This window comes from Geobacillus sp. C56-T2, assembly GCF_007829715.1.
GTDB lineage: Bacteria > Bacillota > Bacilli > Bacillales > Anoxybacillaceae > Geobacillus > Geobacillus icigianus.
In genome coordinates, this window is record NZ_VJWB01000001.1 from 3,387,902 (window position 1) to 3,410,238 (window position 22,337).

General features: G+C 50.9%; 22 protein-coding genes. 9 read left to right on the top strand and 13 right to left on the bottom strand.

Going from position 1 to position 22,337, the window contains the following annotated elements:
* Positions 1–46: 46 nt before the first annotated feature.
* The 7 genes from GC56T2_RS16845 to GC56T2_RS16875 all read right to left on the bottom strand — a co-directional run bounded on the left by GC56T2_RS16845 (position 47) and on the right by GC56T2_RS16875 (position 6,015).
* Entirely contained in the window at positions 47–268 is a 222-nt protein-coding gene (locus tag GC56T2_RS16845; RefSeq protein WP_370454573.1) for a GH32 C-terminal domain-containing protein, read from the bottom strand.
* A complete protein-coding gene (locus GC56T2_RS16850; protein WP_144976817.1) occupies positions 247–741 on the bottom strand; it encodes a PTS sugar transporter subunit IIA in 495 nt (164 codons plus the stop codon). The genes GC56T2_RS16845 and GC56T2_RS16850 overlap by 22 nt, the downstream gene beginning before the upstream one ends.
* A 160-nt stretch (positions 742–901) precedes the next feature.
* Positions 902–1,930, bottom strand: coding sequence for a Bug family tripartite tricarboxylate transporter substrate binding protein (locus tag GC56T2_RS16855; RefSeq protein WP_186440032.1), 1,029 nt, complete (start codon positions 1,928–1,930; stop codon positions 902–904).
* A gap of 49 nt (positions 1,931–1,979) precedes the next feature.
* Entirely contained in the window at positions 1,980–3,497 is a 1,518-nt protein-coding gene (locus GC56T2_RS16860; protein ID WP_144976822.1) for a tripartite tricarboxylate transporter permease, read from the bottom strand.
* An 18-nt stretch (positions 3,498–3,515) separates the two neighbouring features.
* The gene (locus GC56T2_RS16865) at positions 3,516–3,971 is read right to left on the bottom strand and encodes a tripartite tricarboxylate transporter TctB family protein (RefSeq protein ID WP_144976824.1); all 456 of its coding nucleotides are present in this window, start codon (positions 3,969–3,971) and stop codon (positions 3,516–3,518) included.
* Between the two features lie 303 nt (positions 3,972–4,274).
* Positions 4,275–5,357, bottom strand: coding sequence for a tartrate dehydrogenase (locus tag GC56T2_RS16870; RefSeq protein ID WP_144976826.1), 1,083 nt, complete (start codon positions 5,355–5,357; stop codon positions 4,275–4,277).
* Complete coding sequence (locus GC56T2_RS16875; protein WP_144976828.1) at positions 5,329–6,015, bottom strand: GntR family transcriptional regulator; 687 nt, start codon at positions 6,013–6,015, stop codon at positions 5,329–5,331. Before GC56T2_RS16875 ends, GC56T2_RS16870 begins: the two co-directional genes overlap by 29 nt.
* 360 nt (positions 6,016–6,375) lie before the next feature.
* Here GC56T2_RS16875 and GC56T2_RS16880 point away from each other — a divergent pair, with 360 nt between their 5' ends.
* The 5 genes from GC56T2_RS16880 to GC56T2_RS16900 all read left to right on the top strand — a co-directional run bounded on the left by GC56T2_RS16880 (position 6,376) and on the right by GC56T2_RS16900 (position 11,416).
* Positions 6,376–7,611 carry a PucR family transcriptional regulator gene (locus tag GC56T2_RS16880; RefSeq protein ID WP_144976830.1) on the top strand — a complete coding sequence of 412 codons (1,236 nt, stop codon included), beginning with the start codon at positions 6,376–6,378 and terminating at the stop codon, positions 7,609–7,611.
* A 116-nt stretch (positions 7,612–7,727) separates the two neighbouring features.
* On the top strand, positions 7,728–8,861 hold the full coding sequence (gene ald / locus GC56T2_RS16885; protein ID WP_144976832.1) for an alanine dehydrogenase: 1,134 nt from the start codon (positions 7,728–7,730) through the stop codon (positions 8,859–8,861).
* A 288-nt stretch (positions 8,862–9,149) separates the two neighbouring features.
* Positions 9,150–9,500 (top strand): hypothetical protein, encoded by a 351-nt coding sequence (locus tag GC56T2_RS16890; RefSeq protein WP_144976834.1) that lies wholly within the window; start codon positions 9,150–9,152, stop codon positions 9,498–9,500.
* Positions 9,501–9,639: 139 nt separating this feature from the next.
* Positions 9,640–10,455 carry a pyridoxine/pyridoxal/pyridoxamine kinase gene (pdxK, locus tag GC56T2_RS16895; RefSeq protein ID WP_144976836.1) on the top strand — a complete coding sequence of 272 codons (816 nt, stop codon included), beginning with the start codon at positions 9,640–9,642 and terminating at the stop codon, positions 10,453–10,455.
* A gap of 100 nt (positions 10,456–10,555) precedes the next feature.
* Entirely contained in the window at positions 10,556–11,416 is an 861-nt protein-coding gene (locus tag GC56T2_RS16900) for a carbon-nitrogen hydrolase family protein (RefSeq protein ID WP_144976838.1), read from the top strand.
* 57 nt (positions 11,417–11,473) lie between these two features.
* On the opposite strand, the gene putP is transcribed toward GC56T2_RS16900, so the two are convergent.
* Complete coding sequence (gene putP, locus GC56T2_RS16905; protein ID WP_144976840.1) at positions 11,474–12,931, bottom strand: sodium/proline symporter PutP; 1,458 nt, start codon at positions 12,929–12,931, stop codon at positions 11,474–11,476.
* Positions 12,932–13,480: 549 nt separating this feature from the next.
* Here putP and GC56T2_RS16910 point away from each other — a divergent pair.
* The 3 genes from GC56T2_RS16910 to GC56T2_RS16920 all read left to right on the top strand — a co-directional run bounded on the left by GC56T2_RS16910 (position 13,481) and on the right by GC56T2_RS16920 (position 15,746).
* On the top strand, positions 13,481–14,302 hold the full coding sequence (locus GC56T2_RS16910) for a basic amino acid ABC transporter substrate-binding protein (protein ID WP_144976843.1): 822 nt from the start codon (positions 13,481–13,483) through the stop codon (positions 14,300–14,302).
* A gap of 68 nt (positions 14,303–14,370) precedes the next feature.
* Positions 14,371–15,027, top strand: a complete 657-nt coding sequence (locus tag GC56T2_RS16915; protein WP_144976846.1) for an amino acid ABC transporter permease — start codon at positions 14,371–14,373, stop codon at positions 15,025–15,027.
* Complete coding sequence (locus GC56T2_RS16920) at positions 15,024–15,746, top strand: amino acid ABC transporter ATP-binding protein (protein ID WP_144976848.1); 723 nt, start codon at positions 15,024–15,026, stop codon at positions 15,744–15,746. The genes GC56T2_RS16915 and GC56T2_RS16920 overlap by 4 nt, the downstream gene beginning before the upstream one ends.
* A 112-nt stretch (positions 15,747–15,858) precedes the next feature.
* Here GC56T2_RS16920 and qoxD read toward each other — a convergent pair whose 3' ends face one another.
* The 5 genes from qoxD to GC56T2_RS16945 form a co-directional block, all read right to left on the bottom strand.
* Positions 15,859–16,158, bottom strand: a complete 300-nt coding sequence (gene qoxD, locus GC56T2_RS16925; protein WP_144976850.1) for a cytochrome aa3 quinol oxidase subunit IV — start codon at positions 16,156–16,158, stop codon at positions 15,859–15,861.
* A gap of 1 nt (position 16,159) precedes the next feature.
* Positions 16,160–16,774, bottom strand: coding sequence for a cytochrome aa3 quinol oxidase subunit III (gene qoxC, locus GC56T2_RS16930; protein ID WP_144976852.1), 615 nt, complete (start codon positions 16,772–16,774; stop codon positions 16,160–16,162).
* A gap of 3 nt (positions 16,775–16,777) precedes the next feature.
* Positions 16,778–18,724: a cytochrome aa3 quinol oxidase subunit I gene (qoxB, locus tag GC56T2_RS16935; RefSeq protein ID WP_144976854.1), complete on the bottom strand. Its 1,947-nt coding sequence runs from the start codon at positions 18,722–18,724 to the stop codon at positions 16,778–16,780.
* A gap of 18 nt (positions 18,725–18,742) precedes the next feature.
* Positions 18,743–19,648: a cytochrome aa3 quinol oxidase subunit II gene (qoxA, locus tag GC56T2_RS16940; RefSeq protein WP_144976857.1), complete on the bottom strand. Its 906-nt coding sequence runs from the start codon at positions 19,646–19,648 to the stop codon at positions 18,743–18,745.
* A 311-nt stretch (positions 19,649–19,959) separates the two neighbouring features.
* Positions 19,960–20,700, bottom strand: a complete 741-nt coding sequence (locus tag GC56T2_RS16945; RefSeq protein ID WP_144976859.1) for a TrmH family RNA methyltransferase — start codon at positions 20,698–20,700, stop codon at positions 19,960–19,962.
* A gap of 167 nt (positions 20,701–20,867) precedes the next feature.
* On the opposite strand from GC56T2_RS16945, the gene GC56T2_RS16950 reads away from it, so the two are divergent.
* Positions 20,868–22,304: a DDE-type integrase/transposase/recombinase gene (locus GC56T2_RS16950; RefSeq protein WP_144976861.1), complete on the top strand. Its 1,437-nt coding sequence runs from the start codon at positions 20,868–20,870 to the stop codon at positions 22,302–22,304.
* Positions 22,305–22,337: the final 33 nt, after the last annotated feature.

A 22,337-nucleotide genomic window follows, 5' to 3' on the forward strand; every position in this document is an offset into this window, starting at 1 on the left:
GCCGCCAAACGACTAGCGCTTGTTTGGCAGCCTTTTCAGTGCAAGTTCATCTTAACAAGTCCCATTTCTCGATATCCATATGAAGATGTCCATGGGTTCCGAACAGGATCGTTCGGTCATCCGGATGCGGGAAAAACCGGGCGGTGAACGTTTCTTCGCCGTCATTGACGAACAGTTCGAGCGATGACGTATCAAGGAAAAGGTGAAGCGATGGCTCCGAAACGCCATATGCTCCCCCTGCCGCTCTTATTTCATTTTCACATGAAATAAGACGGTCTCGCCTTTTGCCGCTGAGGCTTCCGCTTTTTTCTCAAGGCTTTCGAGCGCATCGCCGTTCGTGATAATGATCGGGGTAATCGTGCTTTTGGCCTTGTCGTGGACGAGAGACAAATCGACAGAAAGGAGCCGCTCGCCCCGCTTCACCCGGTCGCCGGCCTTCACATAGGCGGTAAATCCTTCCCCGTTCATCGATACGGTGTCGATGCCAACGTGAATCAGCAGCTCAACCCCCGCTTCCGAACGCAAGCCGATGGCATGCTTCGTCGGAAAGAGCTGAATGATTTCGCCGTCCACCGGAGCGACGACGTCCCCGTCCGTCGGGTCAATGGCGATGCCGTCGCCCATCATTTTTTGTGCAAACACCGGATCAGGCACGTCCTCCAGCGGCACGATTGTTCCACTCAGCGGCGCAACGATCGTTTCTTCCTTCGGTGGTTGTTTGCCAAACCATTTTTTGAACAAGGTGTGTCATCCTTTCTGTCTCTAAAATATAAAAAGACCTAAAGCGCCACCAAGAAAAGGGGACACTTCAGGTCCAGCGGCGGCATCCTGTAGACATGTATGTCTCTACCTCTTTAAGGTAGAGAAGGACGCCGCGTTTGTCAAATATGCTATTCTTTCCTTACTTGACTAATCCTTTTTCATTCGCTATTTGTTTGAATCTTTCCACTTCATCTTGCACATACTTTGTAAATTCATCAGAATTTAAGTACGAAGGCTGAACGACAATCGATTTCAACTTCTCTTGGTAGACAGGATCGTTCAACATTTCTTCAATCGATTTCTCCCACTTTTTCACGATTTCGTCCGGAACTTCTTTCGGTGCCGAAACTCCATACCATTGAGTGACAGTGACACCTTTGACGCCTTGCTCTTCAAGCGTTGGAACGTCCGGGAAATAAGGGCTTCGCTCCGATGAAGCAATGCCTAATATTTTTAGCTTCCCTGCTTTGACTAAGTTGGCGACTTCGCTGACCCCTTGCACGCCGAGCACAATATGGCCACCAGCCACCTTTGGAAGCGCATCCCCTGAACCGTTCGTCATGACGAGCTTTGCTTTAGAAAAGTCCGCGCCGATGCTATCCATCCATTGGATAACGCCAAACGTCGCAATCGCGGTAGTGCCGTTGCTCGCAAAGGTCAGTTTGTCTGGGTTTTGTTTCACCCACTCGTTAAACTCTTTTAAATTGTTCCAAGGGGCATCCGCTTTAACGACATAAGCGAGCGGGTCAACAGCCAATCTGGCGATAAAGCGCAAGTCTTCCAATTTAAACGGCAAGTTCGGATTTCCTGCAAAGAGCGCTGATCCAGCAGAAGCGCTTTGTGTCAAGATCGAGTAGCCATCTTTCGATCCTTTCTTCAGCACTTCCAACGTACCAGTAGCTCCGCCTGCTCCTGGTTTGTTCACTACGTTGATCGGTTGTCCCCACTTTTCACTTAAGTATTCGCTCATGGCTCTTGCATTTAAATCCGTTCCTCCCCCAGCAGCAAACGGAACGGTAATTTCGATTGGCTTTGTCGGATATTTTACCTCTTTTTCGCTTGACCCAGCTGGGCTGTTCTTTGCAGTTTCCTGCGAGCAGCCAGCCGCCAGCACTCCCAGCAGTGCCACACTCGCCAGCAAACTTGCGACTTTTTTCATTCTCTTCATTTTCGACATTTCCCCCCTGATATTATTCATTTATTTCATCACCGATCTATTAGCCGGCGATGTCTACTTCCGAACCAACTGCTTGCTTGACGCTCGATTTCGTACGTCTAATCAAAACAATAGAAACAAAGAGAAGAATAGCTGCGCCAATTAAAATCGCCAAGGAAATCGGGCGCTCAACAAAAATGGAAAAACGGCCTCCTGACATAGATAACGACTGAACAAAAGATTGTTCGAGCATCGGCCCAAGAATATAACATAAAATAAGCGGGACAACAGGCCACCGATATTTATAGAAAATGTAACCGAGTATGCCAAATACAATAGTTACAAGCACATCCAATACGTTATTTCTAACCGTGTAAGAACCGACGAAACAAAGAACGAGAATAATAGGGCTAATGATGCCAAATGGAATTTGCGTCAGCTTTGCCCAAAAACCAACGAGCGGGAGGTTTAGGATCAGCAACATGATGTTCCCGATAAACATGCTAGCGATTACAGTCCAAACGAAACTCCCGTTTTGTTCAAACAATACCGGACCTGGCGCCAATCCGTAAATCATTAATCCGGCTAATAAAATAGCGAGCGGAGCAGAACTTGGTATTCCTAATGCAAACAAAGGGATAAACCCAGCCGAACTCGTTGCATTGTTCGCTGATTCCGGCGCTGCCACGCCTTGGATCGCGCCTTTTCCAAAATTCGCTTTATTTTTTGATACTTTCTTTTCGACATCGTAGGCTAAAAACGTGGATACAGCCGTTGAACAGCCTGGCAAAAGGCCTAACAAAAAGCCAATGAAACTTCCTCGCATAATGGACGGGAAACTTTGTTTGAAATCAGGCCACTTTGGGTACACGCTGCCGATGTTGCTTGCTGAAATAGCGGCATGTTTTTCTTCCATTCCCTTTAACACTTCCGTTACGGCAAACAGTCCGATAATGATACTAATCATATCAAACCCAGCACTTAATGCATCAATGCCAAAATGAAAACGGACTTGCCCAGAAGGTCCCATTCCTACCATGGCTAACAAATAGCCAAACAGCCCCATAATCAACCCTTTAAGCAAAGAGTTGCCCGCCAAACTTACAATGACCGTAAGCGCTAACAACATTAAAGAAAAATATTCAGGTGGACCGAACTTTAGTGCCTGATCGGCAAGCAACGGGGCGAAAAACACTAGACCGATAACCCCGATGATTCCCGCAATGAAGGAAGCGATCGCTGCAATGCCGAGCGCTGCCCCTGCTCTCCCCTGTTTAGCCATCGGATAGCCGTCAAGACAAGTCGGAACAGATGATACTTCCCCAGGAATGTTAAGCAAGATGGCGGTTGTGGATCCTCCATACATCGCCCCATAATAAATTCCGGCGAGCATAATGATCCCTTGGGTCGGCCCAAGCACCGTTGTTAGGGGAAGCAAAATGGCAATGGCTGATGTCGGTCCTAGCCCTGGCAACATGCCGACAAGAGTACCAACAAACGCCCCGACTAAAGCAGCTAACAAATTCATTGGTGTAAACGCTTCCGAAAATCCCGATAGAAGCATGCTCAACGCTTCCATACCATGTTCCCTCCTTTCTTATATGCCCATCAGCCCTTTTGGGAATGGAATGGATAACAAATATACGAATGCAACGTACAAAAACGCTGTCAGTGCAGCCCCGAAGAATAGCGCTTGGGGAAAAAGCTTATAAGAACCAATCATTCTAAACAACAAAACCGAGATAACAAACGTACTAACAACATAACCGATGAATTGGAACAAAACCCAATAAGCAAACAAAAGACCAAGTGTACCAATAATGCTCAACAAAGTTTTTTTCTCAGGAAATTCTACATGGAAGATTTCACTTTTCGCAAAAAGAAGCAAGATTCCTAGAATAATCATAAGGAAACCAACAACGGCAGGCATTGTATGATCACCAATCATTAAACTGACCCTCGTCGGGTATAAACGTATAGCCTCAGTTAGCGCGATTCCGCCTGCTAAGATGGTTACAACGCCGCCAATGCGATCTGCGGATATATACTTCATCCTTTCCCTAGTTGCCCAGCTGCATCCTTTGCATAGGGTAAAGGGGAAGAACACGGCGTCGAAATCATTCAGCCGTCACATCTAATTTCTCCCCTTATACTCCTAGAAGGCTGGTGAAAAACAACCGATTCGCTCGATTGGTGAGAAATCACAAGGAATGAAATGATGACATTGCAAGGTTTTTCCGTTTGAGAAACACTGTTGGAGAGCAGTATTCCCCCCTTAAGTCACCGGCCTTCTAGCGGAATGCAGCAACTAGGTTTGCACCTCCTTATTGAGACGTATAGTCATCATTCCCATCCATTACGCGTACGCCCTCAGGCGCCGGCAAATTTCCGCAGCCACTTCCTTCGTCGTCGCCGTGCCACCGAGATCCGGCGTTTTGACACCATCAGCGGTGACGTCCTCCACTACTCTTAACAACAGAGCACCGAGCTCTTCTTCACCGAAATGGTCAAGCATGAGTTTCGCCGTCCAAATTTGCCCGATCGGGTTGGCGATGCCTTTGCCGTAAATGTCCGGCGCCGAGCCGTGTACCGGCTCAAACATCGACGGATAGTTGCCGTTGACGTTAATGTTCGCTGCCGGGGCGATGCCGATGCTGCCCATAATGGCGCCGCCAAGATCGGTCAAAATGTCGCCGAACAAGTTGCTCGCGACAACGACGTCAAACGTATGTGGCCTTGTCACGAAAAAGGCGGCTAACGCGTCAATATGGTACGACGCGGTCGCGACATCCGGGTAGTCGCGCTTGACATCGGCGAACACTTCGTCCCAAAACGGCATCGTATGGAAAATGCCGTTCGATTTCGTTGCGCTCGTCACATGCCCTTTCCGCTTTCGGGCCAGTTCAAACGCGTAACGCATCGCCCGCTCCGTTCCTTTACGGGTAAACACGGCATTTTGGATGGCGATTTCATCTTCCCCACGATGGATACGCCCGCCGACTTCGCTATATTCCCCTTCGCTGTTTTCACGGACGACGACGAAATCAAAGTCGCGCGGCTCAGCTAGCGGCGAGGATAAGCCGCGGAAATATTTTGCCGGGCGAATGTTGATCACTTGTTCAAACTCGCGGCGAATTTTGAGAAGCAACCCCCAAAGCGAAATATGATCCGGCACAAGCTTTGGATTGCCAACCGCTCCGAGAAAAATCGCAGCAAAATTTCGCAAAGTTGACAACCCGTCATCCGGCATCATTTGACCGTGTTCAACATAGTAGTCGCAGCTCCACGGAAATTCGGTGAACGAAAACGCTATTCCCCCATGGACATCGGCGACCGCCTGCAGCACGTCAAGCGCTGCTGGCACCACTTCCTTGCCGATGCCGTCACCGGGGATTACGGCAATTTCCCATTTAGTCAAATTTTTCACCCCCTTGCTCATTTTGTGTTAATATTTTGTTTAGGTGAAATAAATCGTGTTGAATATGTATCCTCATTGTCTCTGCTGCTTCCTCTACTTTTCGTTCTTTCATTCTAAATAAAATCTCCCTGTGTTCCTCTAAAATTTGTTTCGCTCTTGTTGGCCCATAAACATTTAACTTTCGATAATAGTAAGCCAGTGATCTAAGCCCTTCTAGCATCTTGTTCAGTACGCTGTTCCCACTGAACAAAACTATGAGATCGTGAAATTGAGCGTTAAATTTGATCACAGATTCGAGATCTCCACTTATAATGCTTTGTTCAGTTTTCCTAAGCACCTCTTCAATCTCATTCAATTGATGATCAGAAGCTCGTTCACAGGCCAACTTAGCAGCCAATGACTCAAGGGACATACGACAATGATAGATTTCCTCCATATCCCGTATCGTTGGCTTGTATACCATGATCCGAGATTTCTGATCGATTCGAAGCAATCCTTCTTTTTCAAGCGCTCTTACCGCCTCACGCACCGGACTTCTACTTACATTTAATTCTCTAGCCAGCCTCGCCTCATAAATACGCTCTCCTGCTTTGAATTCACCGTGGAGAATTTTCTGGCGCAGCAAATGATAAATCTGCTCATAAAAGGGAGCGGATCGGTCTGGCTGAGTTTGATTCATCTGACTCCCCTCACTTTGTCGACTGTCGACAGATTTAAGCTAGATTTATTTTAATGTGATATATCTCCTTTTGTCAATGAATATTTTGTATATTAATAATTGGTAAAATATATAGTCAATTGTTGAAGGGAATCAGCGGTTTTCACCAGCCTTCTAAATCTTAATTTCTATTTCTCATGAAAACGAGCGTAAAAGAATGAGATATTGTCGTTTTTATCAACCTTCCAAATACAGTATAATTTCGCTTAAGATACACTTGTACATGTTGATTTACAGCCGCTGTGACATAGGTTATGATGAAAGCGTTACATCACTTGAACGTATACAAAGCTTAACATTTAGGTTAGGAGAGAAATTAAGATGCCCTCATATGCTGACCCATTCCGCGGCGAGTTTGACAGCCTTGAGGAGTTTGCCGACCGCGTCAGCGATGTGCTGCGCTGCCCGGTGACGATTGAAGACGCCAACCATCGCCTCATCGCCTACAGCGCCCATGATGACTACACCGATCCGGCGCGGACGGCGACGATCATCAGCCGGCGCGTGCCGGAAAAAGTGATCAACAGCTTATGGAAACAGGGCGCCATCCCGGCGTTGCTCAAAAGCCGCGAGCCGGTGCGCGTGCCGCCCATTGAAGATGTCGGCCTCGGCAGCCGCGTCGCCGTCTCGATTTGGAAAAACGATGAGGTGATCGGCTTCATTTGGGTGCTCGAAACGAACCGGACGCTCACACCTGAGGAAATGGAATGGCTGAAGCTGGCGGCCAAAGCGGCGAAAAACAAAGTGTTGCAGCTGTATATGCGCAAAAACAAAAAAGAAGAGCGGGTGCAAGAGCTGTTTTGGAAGTTGCTCACCGGCCATATCGCGACCGAAGACGAGATCCGCGCCCACCTTGCCGCGATGCAAATGACGGCAGCGCCGCCGTTTGCCGTTGTCGTCTTCCGCTTTGCGGCTGATTTGACGAATGAAATGGAGCGGCAAATCTCCTACCTGCTGCAAACGACCCAGCAGCTTCCACTCCCTCTTTACACGACCGACGGCCGCGACGTCATTTTGCTGGCGGCGCCGAAAACCGAACAGCCGTTGAAAGAGCTTCAACGATTCATCGAGTCATTCGCCGCCAAAATGAAAGAACGGTTTCACATCCATGAGGTGCAATGCGGGTTTGGCGGCGTATATGGCAGCTACCGCCTCATTGAAAAAAGCTACCGCGAAGCGCTCGCCGTGCTGGCGCTGAAAGAAAAACTCGGCGATGAAATGAAGTCCGTTTACGGCTATGCCCAGCTTGGCATTTACCAATTTTTCGATTTTTTGCTTGAACAAAAGCGGCAAGGGGAATGGACCAACCCGGCGTTAACAAAGCTGCAATCGTACGACCAGAAACACCAGAGCGACTTGGTGAAAACGTTCGAAACGTTTTTTGACCATAATGAAAACGTACAAGAAACCGCCGACGTTCTCAATGTTCATCCAAACACGCTCACGTATCGACTAAAGCGGATCGCTGACATCGCGGAACTGGATCTCCATGACATGAACCAAAAAATCAAATTATACATCGATATTAAATTGGCCAAGTATGAAGCGCGCGGTTGAATTTGTGGAAATCCACAAAAACCGGGCGCTTCTTTCTCTTTTTTGAACAATGCCGGGCTCTTTCTCCTCTTTTATACTATAAGTAAGGCTACTTTTGACGAGGAGGAACGGTACTGATGATTATTGGAGTGCCAAAAGAAATTAAAAATAACGAAAACCGCGTTGCCATTACGCCGGCTGGCGTGTTGTCGTTCGTTCAGGCAGGACATACGGTGCTGATCGAGAAAGAGGCAGGGGTTGGAAGCGGTTTCAGCGACAGCGATTACGCCCGGGCCGGGGCACAAATCATCGAGCGGGCGGAAGATGTTTGGGCGCAAGCCGATATGGTGATGAAAGTGAAAGAGCCGCTGCCAAGCGAATACGGCTATTTCCGCCCAGGTCTCATTTTGTTCACCTATTTGCATTTGGCCGCTGACCCGGAATTGACGCGCGCCTTAAAAGAAAGCGGCGTCATTGCCATTGCCTATGAGACGGTGCAAGTCGGCCGCACGCTGCCGCTGCTCACGCCGATGAGCGAAGTCGCCGGGCGGATGGCCGCGCAAATCGGGGCGCAATTTTTGGAAAAACCGTACGGCGGCAAAGGCATTTTGCTTGGCGGCGTCCCTGGCGTCGCCCGCGGCAAAGTGACGATCATCGGCGGCGGGGTTGTCGGCACGAACGCGGCAAAAGTCGCCGTCGGTCTTGGCGCGGACGTGACGATCATCGACTTGAACGCTGATCGTCTCCGTGAGCTTGACGACATTTTTGGCAACCAAATTACGACGCTCATGTCCAACCCGATGAACATCGCTGAAGCGGTCGCCGAGGCTGACCTTGTCATCGGCGCGGTTCTCATCCCGGGTGCACGGGCGCCGAAGCTCGTCACCGAGGACATGGTGAAAGCGATGAAGCCGGGTTCGGTCATCGTTGATGTCGCCATCGACCAAGGCGGCATCGTCGAGACGAGCGACCACGTCACGACCCATGACAACCCGACCTACGTCAAGCACGGCGTCGTACATTACGCCGTTGCCAACATGCCCGGCGCTGTCCCGCGCACCTCGACGATCGCCTTGACGAACGTTACGATGCCGTACGCCTTGCAAATCGCCAATAAAGGCGTTGCCCAAGCCATTGCAGACAACCCGGCGCTTGAGCTTGGCGTCAACGTCGCCAACGGCGAAATCACGTATGAAGCGGTCGCCCGTGACCTCGGCTACCGCTACGTCCCGGCTCGCGAAGCGCTCGGGAAAACATTAGCCGCCAACTAATCGCGAATGGACGCAGCCAGTAGCGCCCTCGGTCGGCCGCCTGCTCATCGCCATCACCGACGGGGCTGACCGAAAAGGTTGTCTGCCTTCCAGATCGGCACAACCGATCGTGCGGCCGAAGCAGTCAGCACGTATATAGAGCAACGAAAGAGGGTGTCCCGATCCTTTTAGGACACCCTCCTTTTTTATATCCATTTGTCATGCCAAATCGTTTTCGTTCGGCAAAGCGGACCGTGTATAATGAAAATAGCAAGCCATGAACTTTCCGGAAAAACAAGGCGGTGTCGCTTGAAGAATGTTACCGCATCCGAGAAACAACCGATCGCGTTTGACGAATCCTGTGATGGGGACGGGAAAACGGAAGCCAAATCGCCCTTTGATGGAATGGGACAACGGAAGCCAAACGCCCCTTTGATGGAATGGGAAAACGAGAGCACAAAATCGCCTCTTTGCCAGTGGCGAAATCTTGCCAAACGGCGTTGGTTTTCCTACTACGAACCTTGGGAGGCTGGTGATTTAATCCTAGATACGGCTTGGCAATGTCACTTCTCAACGAGAAAAACCTTGGTGCATCGACTCTGCTTTTCACGTGTTCTCCCATTGATGAAGGGACTCAGCCGTTTTTCACCAGCCTTCTAGTGATTTCGCAAACAGGAAAGAAACCGCGTCGCACGTTCGCTCAAGTTTGGCGGTTCTTCTTTCGATGGAGAGCAACGATTTCGTCCTTGAAGTCGGCTTCATGATATCATCTTTTGAATGAAACAAAGGAGTGATGACGATGACCATGCCAAAAGCATTAACCATCGCCGGTTCGGACAGCAGCGGCGGCGCCGGGCTGCAGGCGGACTTGAAAACATTCCAAGAGCTTGGTGTGTACGGCATGACGGCGATCACGACCATCGTCGCCATGGATCCGCACAACCGTTGGGCGCATCAAGTGTTCCCCGTGGACTTGGCGACGATCGAAGCCCAGCTGGAGACGATCATCGTTGGCGTCGGGATTGATGCCTTAAAAACAGGCATGCTTCCGACAACCGATATCATTGAATTGGCGGCGCGCACTATTGAAAAACATGGATTGAAAAACGCGGTCGTCGACCCGGTGATGGTATGCAAAGGGGCGGATGAGCCGCTCCACCCGGAAAATACGGTGTGCTACCGGGAAACGCTCGTGCCAAAAGCCGCCGTCGTGACGCCGAACTTGTTTGAAGCCGCGCAACTGTCCGGCCTGCCGCGCATTGAAACGATCGAGGACATGAAGGAAGCAGCTGGGCGCATTCATGAACTCGGCGCCCGATACGTCATTGTCAAAGGCGGGCGGAAAATTCCGCATGACTATGCCGTGGACGTCCTTTATGACGGCAAAACGTTTGAACTCCTCGAATCGGAACGGATTGACACGACGTATACGCACGGGGCCGGCTGCACGTTCTCGGCCGCCATCGCCGCCGAACTGGCCAAAGGCCGTCCGGTGAAAGACGCCATTGCCACGGCCAAAGCGTTCATCACCGCCGCCATTCGCCATGCGTTCCCGTTAAACGAATACGTCGGGCCGACGCATCACGGCGCTTACCGCCGCTATGGGGAACAATAGGCAAGGCTTCTTCGGCCTTGTCTTCCCCACCGCGGAATGAAGCAATGAAGGGACTCGCCGGAAAAGCAATGCCATATGCGATAGAAAGGAGGAGGCGGTTATGCGCGTATCCGCTGTCCAATATCATCTTCACACCATCCGCTCGTTTGACGAGTTTGCCGAGCAAGTGACGCATTACGTCAAAACGGCGCAAGAGTTTGACGCTGAGTTTGTGTTGTTTCCCGAATTTTTCACGACGCAATTGCTTTCCATTCCGGTTGAGGGCGGACGGCCAGCGACGATTGATGATTTGCCGGATTATACCGAAAAATACACCGAACTGTTTGTGTCGCTCGCCAAAGACACGGGCATGTACTTGATCGGCGGCACGCATGTCATCCGCCAAAACGGCAAGCTGTACAATGTCGCCCACTTGTTTACACCAGACGGAACGATCCACCGCCAGGCAAAGCTGCACATCACCCCGACCGAGGCCAACGAATGGAACATCGCCCCGGGCGATGGGCTTCGCGTCTTTGCAACGGACAAGGCGACGATCGCCATGTTGACGTGCTATGACATCGAGTTTCCGGAAATCGTCCGCATGGCGCGCGCCAAAGGGGCGGATGTCCTCTTCTGTCCGTCGTGCACCGATGACCGGCATGGGTTTTACCGCGTACGGTATTGCTGCCACGCGCGGGCCATCGAAAACGAAGTGTATGTCGTCACGACCGGTACGGTCGGAGCGCTTCCGACGGTCGATTTTATGCGCGCCAATTTCGGCCAAGCAGCCGTCATCACGCCCAACGACATCCCGTTCCCACCCGGCGGCGTGCTTGCGGCCGGCGAGATCAACGACGACATGGTCATTACCGCTGACCTTGATTTGGCGCTGCTTCGCAAAGTGCGGGAAAAAGGATCGGTCGCGACATGGCGTGACCGGCGCATCGACTTGTACCCGGATTGGAATCCAGTGAAATAGTTCGAAACAACAAAAAGGGTGCCCTTGCGCTGAAGGGACACCCTTTTTGCCTATTTTTTAAGACAGCAGCTGCTTGAATCGATCAAATTGTTCCACTACTTTCCCTTCTGGCTCCTTCGTCAACAAGCTCACAACAACAATCGCCAGCAAACTCGCCGCAAACCCCGGGATCATTTCATACAACAGCCCTTTTAAGTAGGCGGATTGCGTCCAAAGAATCACTGTCAACGCCCCGGCGACCATGCCGGCGAGCGCCCCCCATTTCGTCATCCGCCGCCAGAACAAGCTAAGTAAAATGACCGGTCCAAACGAGGCGCCAAATCCAGCCCACGCATAGCCGACCAAGTTTAAAATCGTGTCGTTTTTCGTGTACGCCAGCGCCGTCGCCACGACCGCGACAAGAAGCACCGACAGACGCCCGACGAAGACAAGCTCCTTATCCGAAGCCGCGCGGCGGAACACGACTTTATACAAGTCTTCGGTCAGCGAGCTCGAGGTGACGAGCAGCTGGGATGAAATGGTGCTCATGATCGCCGCCAAAATCGCCGCCAGCAAAAACCCAGTAATAATCGGATGGAACAAAATGTGACCGAGCTGAATAAATACCGTTTCCGGGTCATCAAGTTTCATACCGCGCTGCGAAAAGTAAGCGATTCCAAAAAGCCCTGTCAACATCGCCCCGACAACCGAGAAAATCATCCACCCCATGCCGATGCGGCGGGCGCTTTTCATTTCTTTGACCGACTTGATCGCCATAAAGCGGACGATAATGTGCGGCTGGCCAAAATACCCGAGCCCCCAAGCGAATAACGAGATGATGCCGAGGAAGCTCGTTCCTTTCCACAAGTTCAATAAATTCGGGTCAATGTCACGAATGGTGTCAACTGTGTCCACAGGCCCGCCCGTATGGAACAGCGTCACCGCCGGCACCAAAATCAACGCAATGAACATAATCGTTCCTTGCACAAAATCGGTCCAGCTGACGGCCAAAAAGCCGCCAAACAACGTATACGCAACCACAACGCCGCCGACGATCCACAAGCCCGTATGATAGCTGACGCCAAACGAGTTTTCAAACAGCACGCCGCCCGAGACAAGACCCGATGAGACATAAAAGGTGAAAAAGACCATGATCACGATTCCTGATACCATTCGCAACAGCTTTGTTCGATCACCGAAACGATTTTCCAGAAACTCCGGAATCGTAATCGAATCGTTCGCCACTTCCGTATAGACGCGCAGACGCGGCGCAACGAACAGCCAGTTTGCATAAGCGCCAAGCGTCAAGCCAATGACGATCCAGGCAGCGCTCACTCCGCTCATGTACATGGCTCCCGGCAGCCCCATCAACAGCCATCCGCTCATATCAGAGGCTCCGGCGCTTAACGCCGTGACCGCCGGCCCGAGCGTGCGGCCGCCAAGCATATAATCGGACAAATTCGACGTCCGTTTATACGCCCAATAGCCGATCCACAGCATGCCGATTAAGTAGACAATGACTGAAAATAAAACCATGCTGATTCCCCTTCCCTTAGCTGTCTTGTCACCACTTTCATCATAACGAAATTAATAGTATTTACACAATAGTATTTATTTTTTTCCATCCGGCAACAAAAATGGTTCGTTACCACAACGCGTCCTTGGCAAGTGAGACTTCTTTTCGAGTCGCCATAAAATTGTTGATTCGTTAGCAGAAGGAAAGATGGCATGGGTTGAACCAGTCAAGCACAACTTTTAGTGAAGAGCGGTAAAAATACCGATCAATAAAACCATTGCTTGCTGGGATTTCTCTTGATATAATATTCAGTAAAGTTTGACATTTACCTTTTGCCGTCTTGTCCAACTAAAAGTTATTTTATAAAAATTCATTTTCGATCCTGTTCCCGCGATTACCTTTTAAAAAACCAAACAAAACACTTGAAAAAAGCACGATTTTCCCCATTTATACGGGAGTGCCAAAATGTTCAAACAATTATTTTTATAAAACCTATTGCATAATCAAAAAAATATTGATAGTATGATAATCGTTCATCGACCATGATTCCAAAGGGGGATTTTTATAAGATGTGGAAGAAGAAAAGTTTGTTCGCAGCCATCGTGGTTGCGCTGATGATGGCGCTCGCCGCGTGCGGCAGCAAGTCGAAAGAAACAAGCTCACCGTCGGGAAGCGAAGGGGAAGCAAAGAAAAAAATCGTTGTCGGGACGGACGCGGCGTTCGCACCGTTTGAGTACATGGAAAAAGGAAAGATTGTCGGATTTGACGTCGATCTTCTTGACGCAGTCATGAAAGAAGCGGGGTTGGACTATGAACTGAAAAACATCGGCTGGGATCCGCTGTTCGCCGCGCTGCAAAGCAAAGAAGTCGATATGGGCATTTCCGGCATCACGATTACGGATGAACGGAAACAATCGTACGATTTCTCAGCGCCGTACTTTGAAGCGACGCAAGTCATCTTAGTCAAAGAAAACAGCCCGGTGAAAAACGCCCTTGATCTGAAAGGAAAAACGATCGGTGTGCAAAACGCAACTACAGGGCAAGAAGCGGCTGAAAAATTGTTTGGCAAAGGCAACCACATCAAAAAGTTTGAAACGACCGTTGTCGCGATTATGGAAATGTTAAACGGCGGTGTGGAAGCGGTCATTACAGACAACGCCGTCGCTAATGAATACGTTAAAAACAACCCAACGAAAAAGCTGAAAGTCATCGAAGACCCGAACAACTTTGCGTCGGAATATTACGGAATGATCTTCCCGAAAAACAGCGAGTTAAAAGCAAAAGTGGACGACGCGTTAAAGAAAGTGATCGACAGCGGCAAATACGCGGAAATTTACAAAAAATGGTTTGGTAAAGAACCGAATATCCAACGCCTAGGTCAATCATCGTGAACAAACGAACCTGAAACATGCGTAACTGCCAGCAAGTTACGCATTTTTCGTAGAGAAAGGTGAGATCAATGGATTTCCGTTTTGACATTATTGTTGAGTATGCGCCCTACTTTTTCCAAGGGCTGCTGGCGACGATCGGCGTGTCATTGGTCGGCATCATCTTCGGCCTCATCCTCGGCCTGTTCATCGGCCTTGGCAAAATGGCCAATCATCCGCTCGTCCGTCTTCCCTTTACTTGGTACATCAACTTTTTCCGCGGCACGCCGCTCGTCGTGCAAATTTTGCTCGTCCATTTCGGCGCCATGCCGCTCTTGCTTGCCGAACCAAACGCCATCGTTTCATTGGCCGTCTCGCTGTCGCTGAACTCGGCTGCCTATGTAGCGGAAATTTTCCGCGCCGGCATCCAATCGATCGATAAAGGACAAATGGAAGCCGCCCGCTCGCTCGGGATGACCCACGCGCAAGCCATGCGTTACATCATCTTGCCGCAGGCGTTGAAGCGGATGATTCCGCCGTTTGCGAATGAATTTATCGTTTTGATTAAAGATTCCTCGCTCGGCATGGTCATCGCCGCTCCGGAAATTATGTACTGGGGAAAAGCGGCCGCCGGCGAATATTATCGCGTCTGGGAGCCGTATTTGACCGTTGCGTTCGTTTATCTTGTTTTGACATTGTCATTAAGCAAGCTGTCACATTATCTTGAAAGGAAGTATTCGACCCAATGATCGACGTACGCCAGCTGAAAAAATCGTTTGGTTCGCTTCAAGTATTGAAAGGAATCGACGTCCATATCCGCGAAGGAGAAGTCGTCGTGGTCATCGGCCCGTCGGGTTCAGGGAAATCGACGTTTTTGCGCTGCTTAAACCTTCTTGAAGATTTCGATGAAGGAGAAATTATCATTGACGGCATCAATTTGAAGGCGAAAGGCACGAATTTAAATAAAGTGCGGGAAGAAGTCGGTATGGTGTTTCAACGCTTCAACTTGTTTCCGCATATGACGGTGCTCAACAACATTACGCTGGCGCCGATGAAAGTGCGTCAATGGCCGCGTGAAAAAGCAGAAGCGAAGGCGATGGAGCTGCTCGCCAAAGTCGGCTTGCAAGATAAAGCGCACGCCTATCCGGATTCCCTTTCTGGTGGACAGGCGCAGCGTGTCGCCATCGCCCGCGCGCTCGCCATGGAGCCGAAAATCATGCTGTTTGACGAGCCGACATCAGCGCTTGACCCGGAAATGGTCGGGGAAGTGCTCTCGGTCATGAAGCAGCTGGCCAATGAAGGGATGACGATGGTCGTTGTCACCCATGAAATGGGCTTTGCCCGCGAAGTCGGCGACCGCGTCTTGTTTATGGACGGCGGCTACATCGTTGAAGAAGGAAAGCCGGAAGAGTTGTTTGACCGCCCGCAGCACGAGCGGACGAAAGCATTTTTGTCCAAAGTATTGTAAACGCGTCTTGCCCCATTGAAGGCAAGACGCTTTTTTATGGCGGAAACGCCGTGCTTTCGCCTCATCTTTTAGGATAGGAAAAAAGCTGGCCGTGGATTCGGCCAGCCTCGTTCTACAACACAAACTGCATGACCCAAATCGAACCGGCGACAACGACAACCGCGATAAAAAAACTGTACACCATGTTCAATGTTTGAATGCGGCCGCTGTCGCTTTCGTTGACGTGCATGAACATAAACAACTGCAAGCTGGCTTGAATGACGGCAAACAGCACAATGATAACAATGACCGCCTTGAGCGGCAGCCCGGACGAGAGCGCCACCCAAAGCGCGGCAAACGTCAAGACGAGCGACAACAAAAACCCGATGATATGTTTCCACGGAAATGATTCTTGATGGCCGTTCGCACCCATGTTAGATCACCATCCCTAACAAATAGACGAGCGTGAAGATGAAAATCCAAACGACGTCCAAAAAGTGCCAATACAAGCTGACGATAAACACTTTGCGAGCCGTTTTCGCCGTCAACCCTCGCTGGAGGAGCTGAATGATGATGAGAACCATCCAGGCGATCCCTAAACTGACGTGGGCGCCGTGCGTGCCGACAAGCACAAAGAAGCTGGACAAAAAGGCGCTTGTCTGCATCGTCGCTCCTTGATGGACATAATGGATGAACTCGCGAATTTCAACTGTGATGAACCCTACACCAAGCAGCAACGTGACCAGCAGCCAAGCGATCAGCCCGCTCATGCGGCCGCGCCGCATTTCAAAAATGGCTAGGCCGCACGTAAAACTGCTCGTTAATAGCAACAGCGTTTCAATCAAAACGTCTTTTACCTCAAACAGCTCGCCTGCCGTCGGGCCGGAGCCGGTCCGTTGAAACAAGACGAGATACGTCGCAAACAGTGTCGCAAACAACGCGACTTCCGCCCCGAGAAAAATCCAAAAGCCCAATATGTTCAACCGACTCTCTTGTGTCCGATACTCCAATGGCATTGTTTCATCATAACGATGTGCCGCTTCTCCCATTCGTTACGCCCCCTTTCGCGCCGCCCGTTCCATCCGTTTAATCTCATCAACCGGAATATAGTAGCCGTCATCGTCTTCAAACGAGCGAAGAATCAATCCGAGCACAATGAACAGCGCACCTGCTATCGCTAGCGCAAACCATTTGAACACAAGGCCGAATCCGGCGACGAAAAATGCCACCGACATCCAAAACGGACGTCCTGAGTTGCTTGGCATATGGATCGGCTTCAAGTCCTCTTCTTTCACGTGGAAGCCGCCATATTTTTTCTTCATCACCCAATATGCATCGATATCTTCCACCACCGGTGTCACCGGGAAGTTGTAATGCACTGGCGGCGATGCCGTCGCCCACTCGAGCGTCCGCCCGTTCCACGGGTCGCCGGTCATGTCGCGCTCGCCGTAGCGCGCGCTGTAATAAATGTTATAGCAAAGCACGATAAACCCGATGCCCATCAGCACCGCCCCAACAGTCGCGACAACGTTCAGCGGCGTCCAGCCGAGACCGTCCGAGTACGTGTACATGCGGCGCGTCATCCCCATCAGCCCGAGGAAATACATCGGGAAGAAGCAGACGTTAAAGCCGATCATAAACAGCCAAAACGTCCATTTGCCGAGCCGCTCGTTCAATATATGGCCAAACATTTTTGGATACCAGTAGTGCAAGCCGGCAAAGCAGGCGAACACCGTCCCCGCGATCAACACGTAATGGAAGTGGGCGATGAGAAAATAGCTGTTATGATATTGGTAATCGGCCGCCGCCATCGCCAGCATCACCCCTGTCACACCGCCGATGACAAAATTCGGAATGAACGCCAGCGACCAAAGCATCGCCGTCGTAAAACGGATTTTCCCTTTCCGAAGCGTAAACAGCCAGTTAAACACTTTCACCCCGGTCGGAATGGCGATCGCCATCGTGGTAATCGAGAACGCTGAATTTACCGCAGGCCCCGCACCCATTGTAAAGAAATGGTGCACCCAAACGATAAAGCTCAAGAAAGCGATCCCGACGATCGAGCCGACCATCGCCTTATAACCGAACAGCCGTTTTTGCGCAAACGTGCTGACGACTTCCGAAAAAATACCGAACGCCGGCAAAATGACGATATACACTTCCGGGTGGCCCCAAATCCAGAACAAGTTCGCCCACAGCATCGACATACCGCCGTTGGCCATCGTGAAAAACTGCGTGTCAAATATACGATCGAACGTCATTAGCGCCAAGGCGACCGTCAAAACCGGGAAAGCGAAAATAATGAGCACGCACGTAATGAGAATCGTCCACGTAAACATCGGCATGCGCATCAACGTCATGCCGGGCGCGCGCATTTTTAAAATCGTGACAAGGAAGTTGATCCCGGTCATGAGCGTCCCGATCCCGGAAATTTGCAAGGCAACGGCGTAGTAGTTGTTGCCGACGCCATGGCTGAATTCGTTTCCGGCCAACGGGAAGTACGCCGTCCATCCGGCATCCGGCGATCCGCCGATGACGAACGAAATGTTAAACAGCAACGCCCCGAAGAAAAAGAGCCAAAAACTCAACGCGTTCAAATACGGAAACGCGACGTCGCGCGCCCCGATTTGCAGCGGAACGACGATGTTCATCAAACCGATGATAAACGGCATGGCCATAAACAAAATCATAATCGTCCCGTGCGTCGTGAAAATTTCATTATAGTGCTGGGCATCAAGAAATTTCATGTTCGGAGCGGTCAACTGCGCCCGCATCAAAAGCGCATCGACGCCCCCGCGGAACAGCATGAGGACGGCGCAAATAATGTACATAACCCCGATTTTTTTATGATCAACGGTCGTAAGCCATTCGTCCCACAGCCATTTCCACTTTTTAAAGTACGTCAATACAAACACAATGCCGACCATCGTTAAAACGATCGCCACATCGGCCGCATAAATGAGCGGCTCGCCGGTGACAAAAAACTCGCTCCACTTCATCGGTTCGCTCCTCCTTTCCTACTCTCCGTGATGGTGACCTTCAGACATGCCGTCATCCCGTTGATGCTCGCGGCCCTTCGAATGACCGTTTTCATGGTGGCTGTTTTGCTTGGCATGGTCGATCCACTCCAAGTGGGTGTTCGAAAACGTCATCCGCCCAACAAGCCCCGGTTTTAAAATTTGCGTATATGTTTTCTCATCGAGCTTCGGCGCAGTTTGTTTCACTTCCTTCACCCATTTGCGGAAGTCAGCTCCCGTTTGCGCGACGACCTCAAACTCCATATGGGCGAACTTTTCCCCGGAAAAGTTGGCGCTCCGCCCCATGTAAGAACCGGGTTGGTCCGCTTGCAAAATCAGCTCGGTCTCCATGCCATCCATCGCGTATTTTTGGCCGCCCAATTCCGGCACCCAAAACGAGTTCATCGGTCCCACGGAAGTCAGCTTAAACTTAACCGGCACACCGGCCGGAATATGGACGTAGTTGACCGTCTCGATGTTTTCTTCCGGATAGCTAAAAATCCACTTCCAGTTCGCCGCCGTTACATGAATCGTGATCGGCTTCACTTTCTCCGTCGGCGGCTTTTCCAAGGCAAACGTTGCTTTCACCGTCGGAACAGCGAGTGCAGCGACAATCAAAATCGGAATGGCCGTCCAGACGATCTCAAGCAGCGTATTCCCTTCCTCATCCGGCGGCTCATAATCAGCGTTTTCCGGCTTTTCGCGATAACGGATCAGAAAAACGGCAAACAACGTAAAAACAACCACAATAATCAACAGCATAAAACCGACCGACCACATGATCAAATCATACTGCGTGCGCGCCACCGGCCCTTGCGGATTGAGCACAGCTGTGCGCTCCACACAGCCTCCAAGAAAAAGGAAAAGCGGCAACATCAGCAACGCCCGCCATTTTGCCCGTTTCATCGCTGTCAATCCCCCTTTATCCGCTCCGATCAAACAGAGCGATTCGATGTCACTTCTTCTTTGTTTCTACCATATCAAAATTGAAAATCGTTGAAATGAACAAAAGGAAAAATTCATAAATCAGCAAAACATTTGTCACAAACTGTTCAATCATTGTTCAAGAAATCGCCACTTCTTTTCCTCCATTAGGCAACATGGGAAAGGCGGACAAACTTGAACAGCCGTTTTCCTCCCGTGCCTTATATGGGCAATTTCCCAACGCGAACAGGGCGAATGCAGAGGCCGTCCAAAGCAAAACAGCCGGGTTATCCTTACTGAAAGGAACCCAGCTGTCCGCCTTTCCCCATCGTATATCCTCGTTGTTCCAGCTGTTTGCGGATGCGCGGCTGCAACGTCTGCCACATCCATTGTTCATAAAGCGCCCGTTTCTCCTCAAACGACAAATAGTAGCGCTCACCGACTTGGCGGCGCGCCCGTTCCGTGACATCATAGAGCGCCAACGCGGCGGCGACGGAAATATTAAAGCTTTGCACAAACCCGTGCATCGGAATGACAAACGTTCCATCCGCTAGACGAAGCGCCTCTTCCGACACGCCGCGGTGCTCGTTGCCAAACAGCAGCGCCGTCGGCCGCGACAAATCGATGGCGGAGAGCGGAACCGCTCCGTCGCCCAAATAGCTGGCGTACACTTGATAGCCGCGCTGCTTCAAGTCGGCGACCGCCGTTTGCACATCCGGCTTTTGATGCAATGTCAACCATTGATCGGCATAGCGCGTCACAAGCCGGTTCGGAGCAAACGGCGCCCTTCCGGCTACAATGTAAACATCTTGGACGCCAAACGCTTCCGCCGTCCGCAACACCGCGGCCTGATTGTGCGGATCGTCAACCGCCTCCATCATCACGGTAATGTAGCGGGTGCGCTCGTTCAGCACCTCATGCATCCGCTGAAGCCGACGCGGCAAAATCATTTCCCAAACCGGGCGCGTCGATTCGGTGAGCAGCCCTTCTTTTTGGAGCTGTTCAACGATCGCCTTCGCCTCCCGTTCTTCCATCTGCCTAACCTCCGCTTCTCTTTTGGTATTGTCAAAAGTTTATCCTCCACACTCACGGTTTTCCCTTGAGTTTCAACGGTTGGAAGAAAAAAAGCTTGCCACCCCCATTGTTTTCGGCCATCATTGAGGTAACGACACCCAACAGCCAAAACAAAGGAGTGACAAGCTTGTTACCTCAATTATTAGCCTATTTGCTCGAAATCATCAAGACCCAATATCAAATCATTGTGTATTTGATGGGTGTGATATTGGGAAAATCCTTGCATCTCGAGGACTGGGACGAACCCATCCAAAAGCCGTACCGGAAACTTCAGGTCGATGACCTTCCGATCATCGATGTGCCGGAAACCCTTGATTACCGGAAGCTGTTGGCAGACTATGAAGCCCAGCACAGACGTCCTTTACGGCCCATCCAGCGCCGCGCGAAGGCGAAACACCGTGTTCCGGATTCGTTGACCTGCCCTCGCTGCCAGGCTCCCTCTTCTTACCTGTACGCCAATAACGGCGGAAAAGGGCAATACCAATGCAAAGTGTGCCAATGCCGGTTCAACCACCGGAACCGATTCACCAAGCAAGCGGTCTTTCGTTGTCCGCACTGCAAAAAGACGTTGGAAAAAATCAAGGAACGCAAAGAATACAACGTCTATAAGTGCAAGAACAACGATTGCCCGTTTTACCAGGCCAACCTTCGCCGGATGACGAAGAAGGAGCGCCAACAGTTTCAACAGGATCCTCAAGCCTTCAAGGTGCGGTATTTGTTTCGGGAGTTCTTGTTTGACTTTCTCCCGTTGGCTTCCTCGTCGCTCATCAAGCCGAAGGTCGATTTGTCCCGGCTGGCTGCGTCGCCGCACGTGTTGGGGCTCGTGTTGACGTACTACGTCAACTTTGGGATGTCCTCGAGGGAAACCGCCGCCGCCCTGAAGGACATCCATGGCGTCTCGATCTCTCATCAGACGGTGCTCAACTACGCCAACAGCGTCGCGCTTTGGATCAAGCCCTTTGTCGACCGATTCCCGTATGAGCTGTCCGGTTCGTTCTGTGGGGACGAGACATATATTCGTGTGAAGGGCCGTTGGCATTACCTATTCTTTATGTTCGACGCCGTGAAAAAGATCGTGCTGTCCTATCGCGTCTCGCCCAACCGGGACACGCTCTCGGCCATCAAGGCGATCAATGATGTCCTCAGGAAGCTGCCGTCCCTTCCAGACGACTTGTCGTTCGTCGTGGATGGCAACCCGATTTACCGGTTGGCGCAACACTTCTTTGCCCAGCACGGGATTTCGTTTGACGTCCGCCAGGTGATCGGCCTGACCAACGAAGATCCGGTCTCGGAAGAGTTTCGCCCTCTCAAGCAGATCATCGAGCGATTCAACCGGACCTTTAAAGGCAACTACCGCCCGACCCATGGGTTTGGCGCCGAGGAAGGCTCGGTGTCCTTTGTGACGCTGTTTGTGGCGTATTTCAACTTTCTGCGCCCGCATAGCGCGCTCGAAGGCCGGGTACCGGTCGTCATCCCGGAGCTCGCCGAGCTGCCGCATATGCCAGCCCGGTGGACGAAGCTCATCACCATGGCTCAGGACTTCCTTCAAAACGAGGCAGCCTAACTTTTTTGTCCTCCAGAGCCCGTTGAACAGAAC

What these genes read in the sequence shown, in the direction of transcription:
- qoxA (WP_144976857.1), bottom strand. Translation starts at nt 19,648, where the DNA reads ATGAAACGGGCAAAATGGCGGGCGTTGCTGATGTTGCCGCTTTTCCTT.
- GC56T2_RS16855 (WP_186440032.1), bottom strand. Translation starts at nt 1,930, where the DNA reads ATGAAGAGAATGAAAAAAGTCGCAAGTTTGCTGGCGAGTGTGGCACTG.
- GC56T2_RS16865 (WP_144976824.1), bottom strand. Translation starts at nt 3,971, where the DNA reads ATGAAGTATATATCCGCAGATCGCATTGGCGGCGTTGTAACCATCTTA.
- GC56T2_RS16920 (WP_144976848.1), top strand. Translation starts at nt 15,024, where the DNA reads ATGATCGACGTACGCCAGCTGAAAAAATCGTTTGGTTCGCTTCAAGTA.
- GC56T2_RS16910 (WP_144976843.1), top strand. Translation starts at nt 13,481, where the DNA reads ATGTGGAAGAAGAAAAGTTTGTTCGCAGCCATCGTGGTTGCGCTGATG.
- GC56T2_RS16900 (WP_144976838.1), top strand. Translation starts at nt 10,556, where the DNA reads ATGCGCGTATCCGCTGTCCAATATCATCTTCACACCATCCGCTCGTTT.
- qoxB (WP_144976854.1), bottom strand. Translation starts at nt 18,724, where the DNA reads ATGAAGTGGAGCGAGTTTTTTGTCACCGGCGAGCCGCTCATTTATGCG.
- GC56T2_RS16945 (WP_144976859.1), bottom strand. Translation starts at nt 20,700, where the DNA reads ATGGAAGAACGGGAGGCGAAGGCGATCGTTGAACAGCTCCAAAAAGAA.
- ald (WP_144976832.1), top strand. Translation starts at nt 7,728, where the DNA reads ATGATTATTGGAGTGCCAAAAGAAATTAAAAATAACGAAAACCGCGTT.
- qoxD (WP_144976850.1), bottom strand. Translation starts at nt 16,158, where the DNA reads ATGGGTGCGAACGGCCATCAAGAATCATTTCCGTGGAAACATATCATC.
- qoxC (WP_144976852.1), bottom strand. Translation starts at nt 16,774, where the DNA reads ATGGGAGAAGCGGCACATCGTTATGATGAAACAATGCCATTGGAGTAT.
- pdxK (WP_144976836.1), top strand. Translation starts at nt 9,640, where the DNA reads ATGACCATGCCAAAAGCATTAACCATCGCCGGTTCGGACAGCAGCGGC.
- GC56T2_RS16870 (WP_144976826.1), bottom strand. Translation starts at nt 5,357, where the DNA reads ATGAGCAAGGGGGTGAAAAATTTGACTAAATGGGAAATTGCCGTAATC.
- GC56T2_RS16915 (WP_144976846.1), top strand. Translation starts at nt 14,371, where the DNA reads ATGGATTTCCGTTTTGACATTATTGTTGAGTATGCGCCCTACTTTTTC.
- GC56T2_RS16880 (WP_144976830.1), top strand. Translation starts at nt 6,376, where the DNA reads ATGCCCTCATATGCTGACCCATTCCGCGGCGAGTTTGACAGCCTTGAG.
- GC56T2_RS16875 (WP_144976828.1), bottom strand. Translation starts at nt 6,015, where the DNA reads ATGAATCAAACTCAGCCAGACCGATCCGCTCCCTTTTATGAGCAGATT.
- GC56T2_RS16860 (WP_144976822.1), bottom strand. Translation starts at nt 3,497, where the DNA reads ATGGAAGCGTTGAGCATGCTTCTATCGGGATTTTCGGAAGCGTTTACA.
- putP (WP_144976840.1), bottom strand. Translation starts at nt 12,931, where the DNA reads ATGGTTTTATTTTCAGTCATTGTCTACTTAATCGGCATGCTGTGGATC.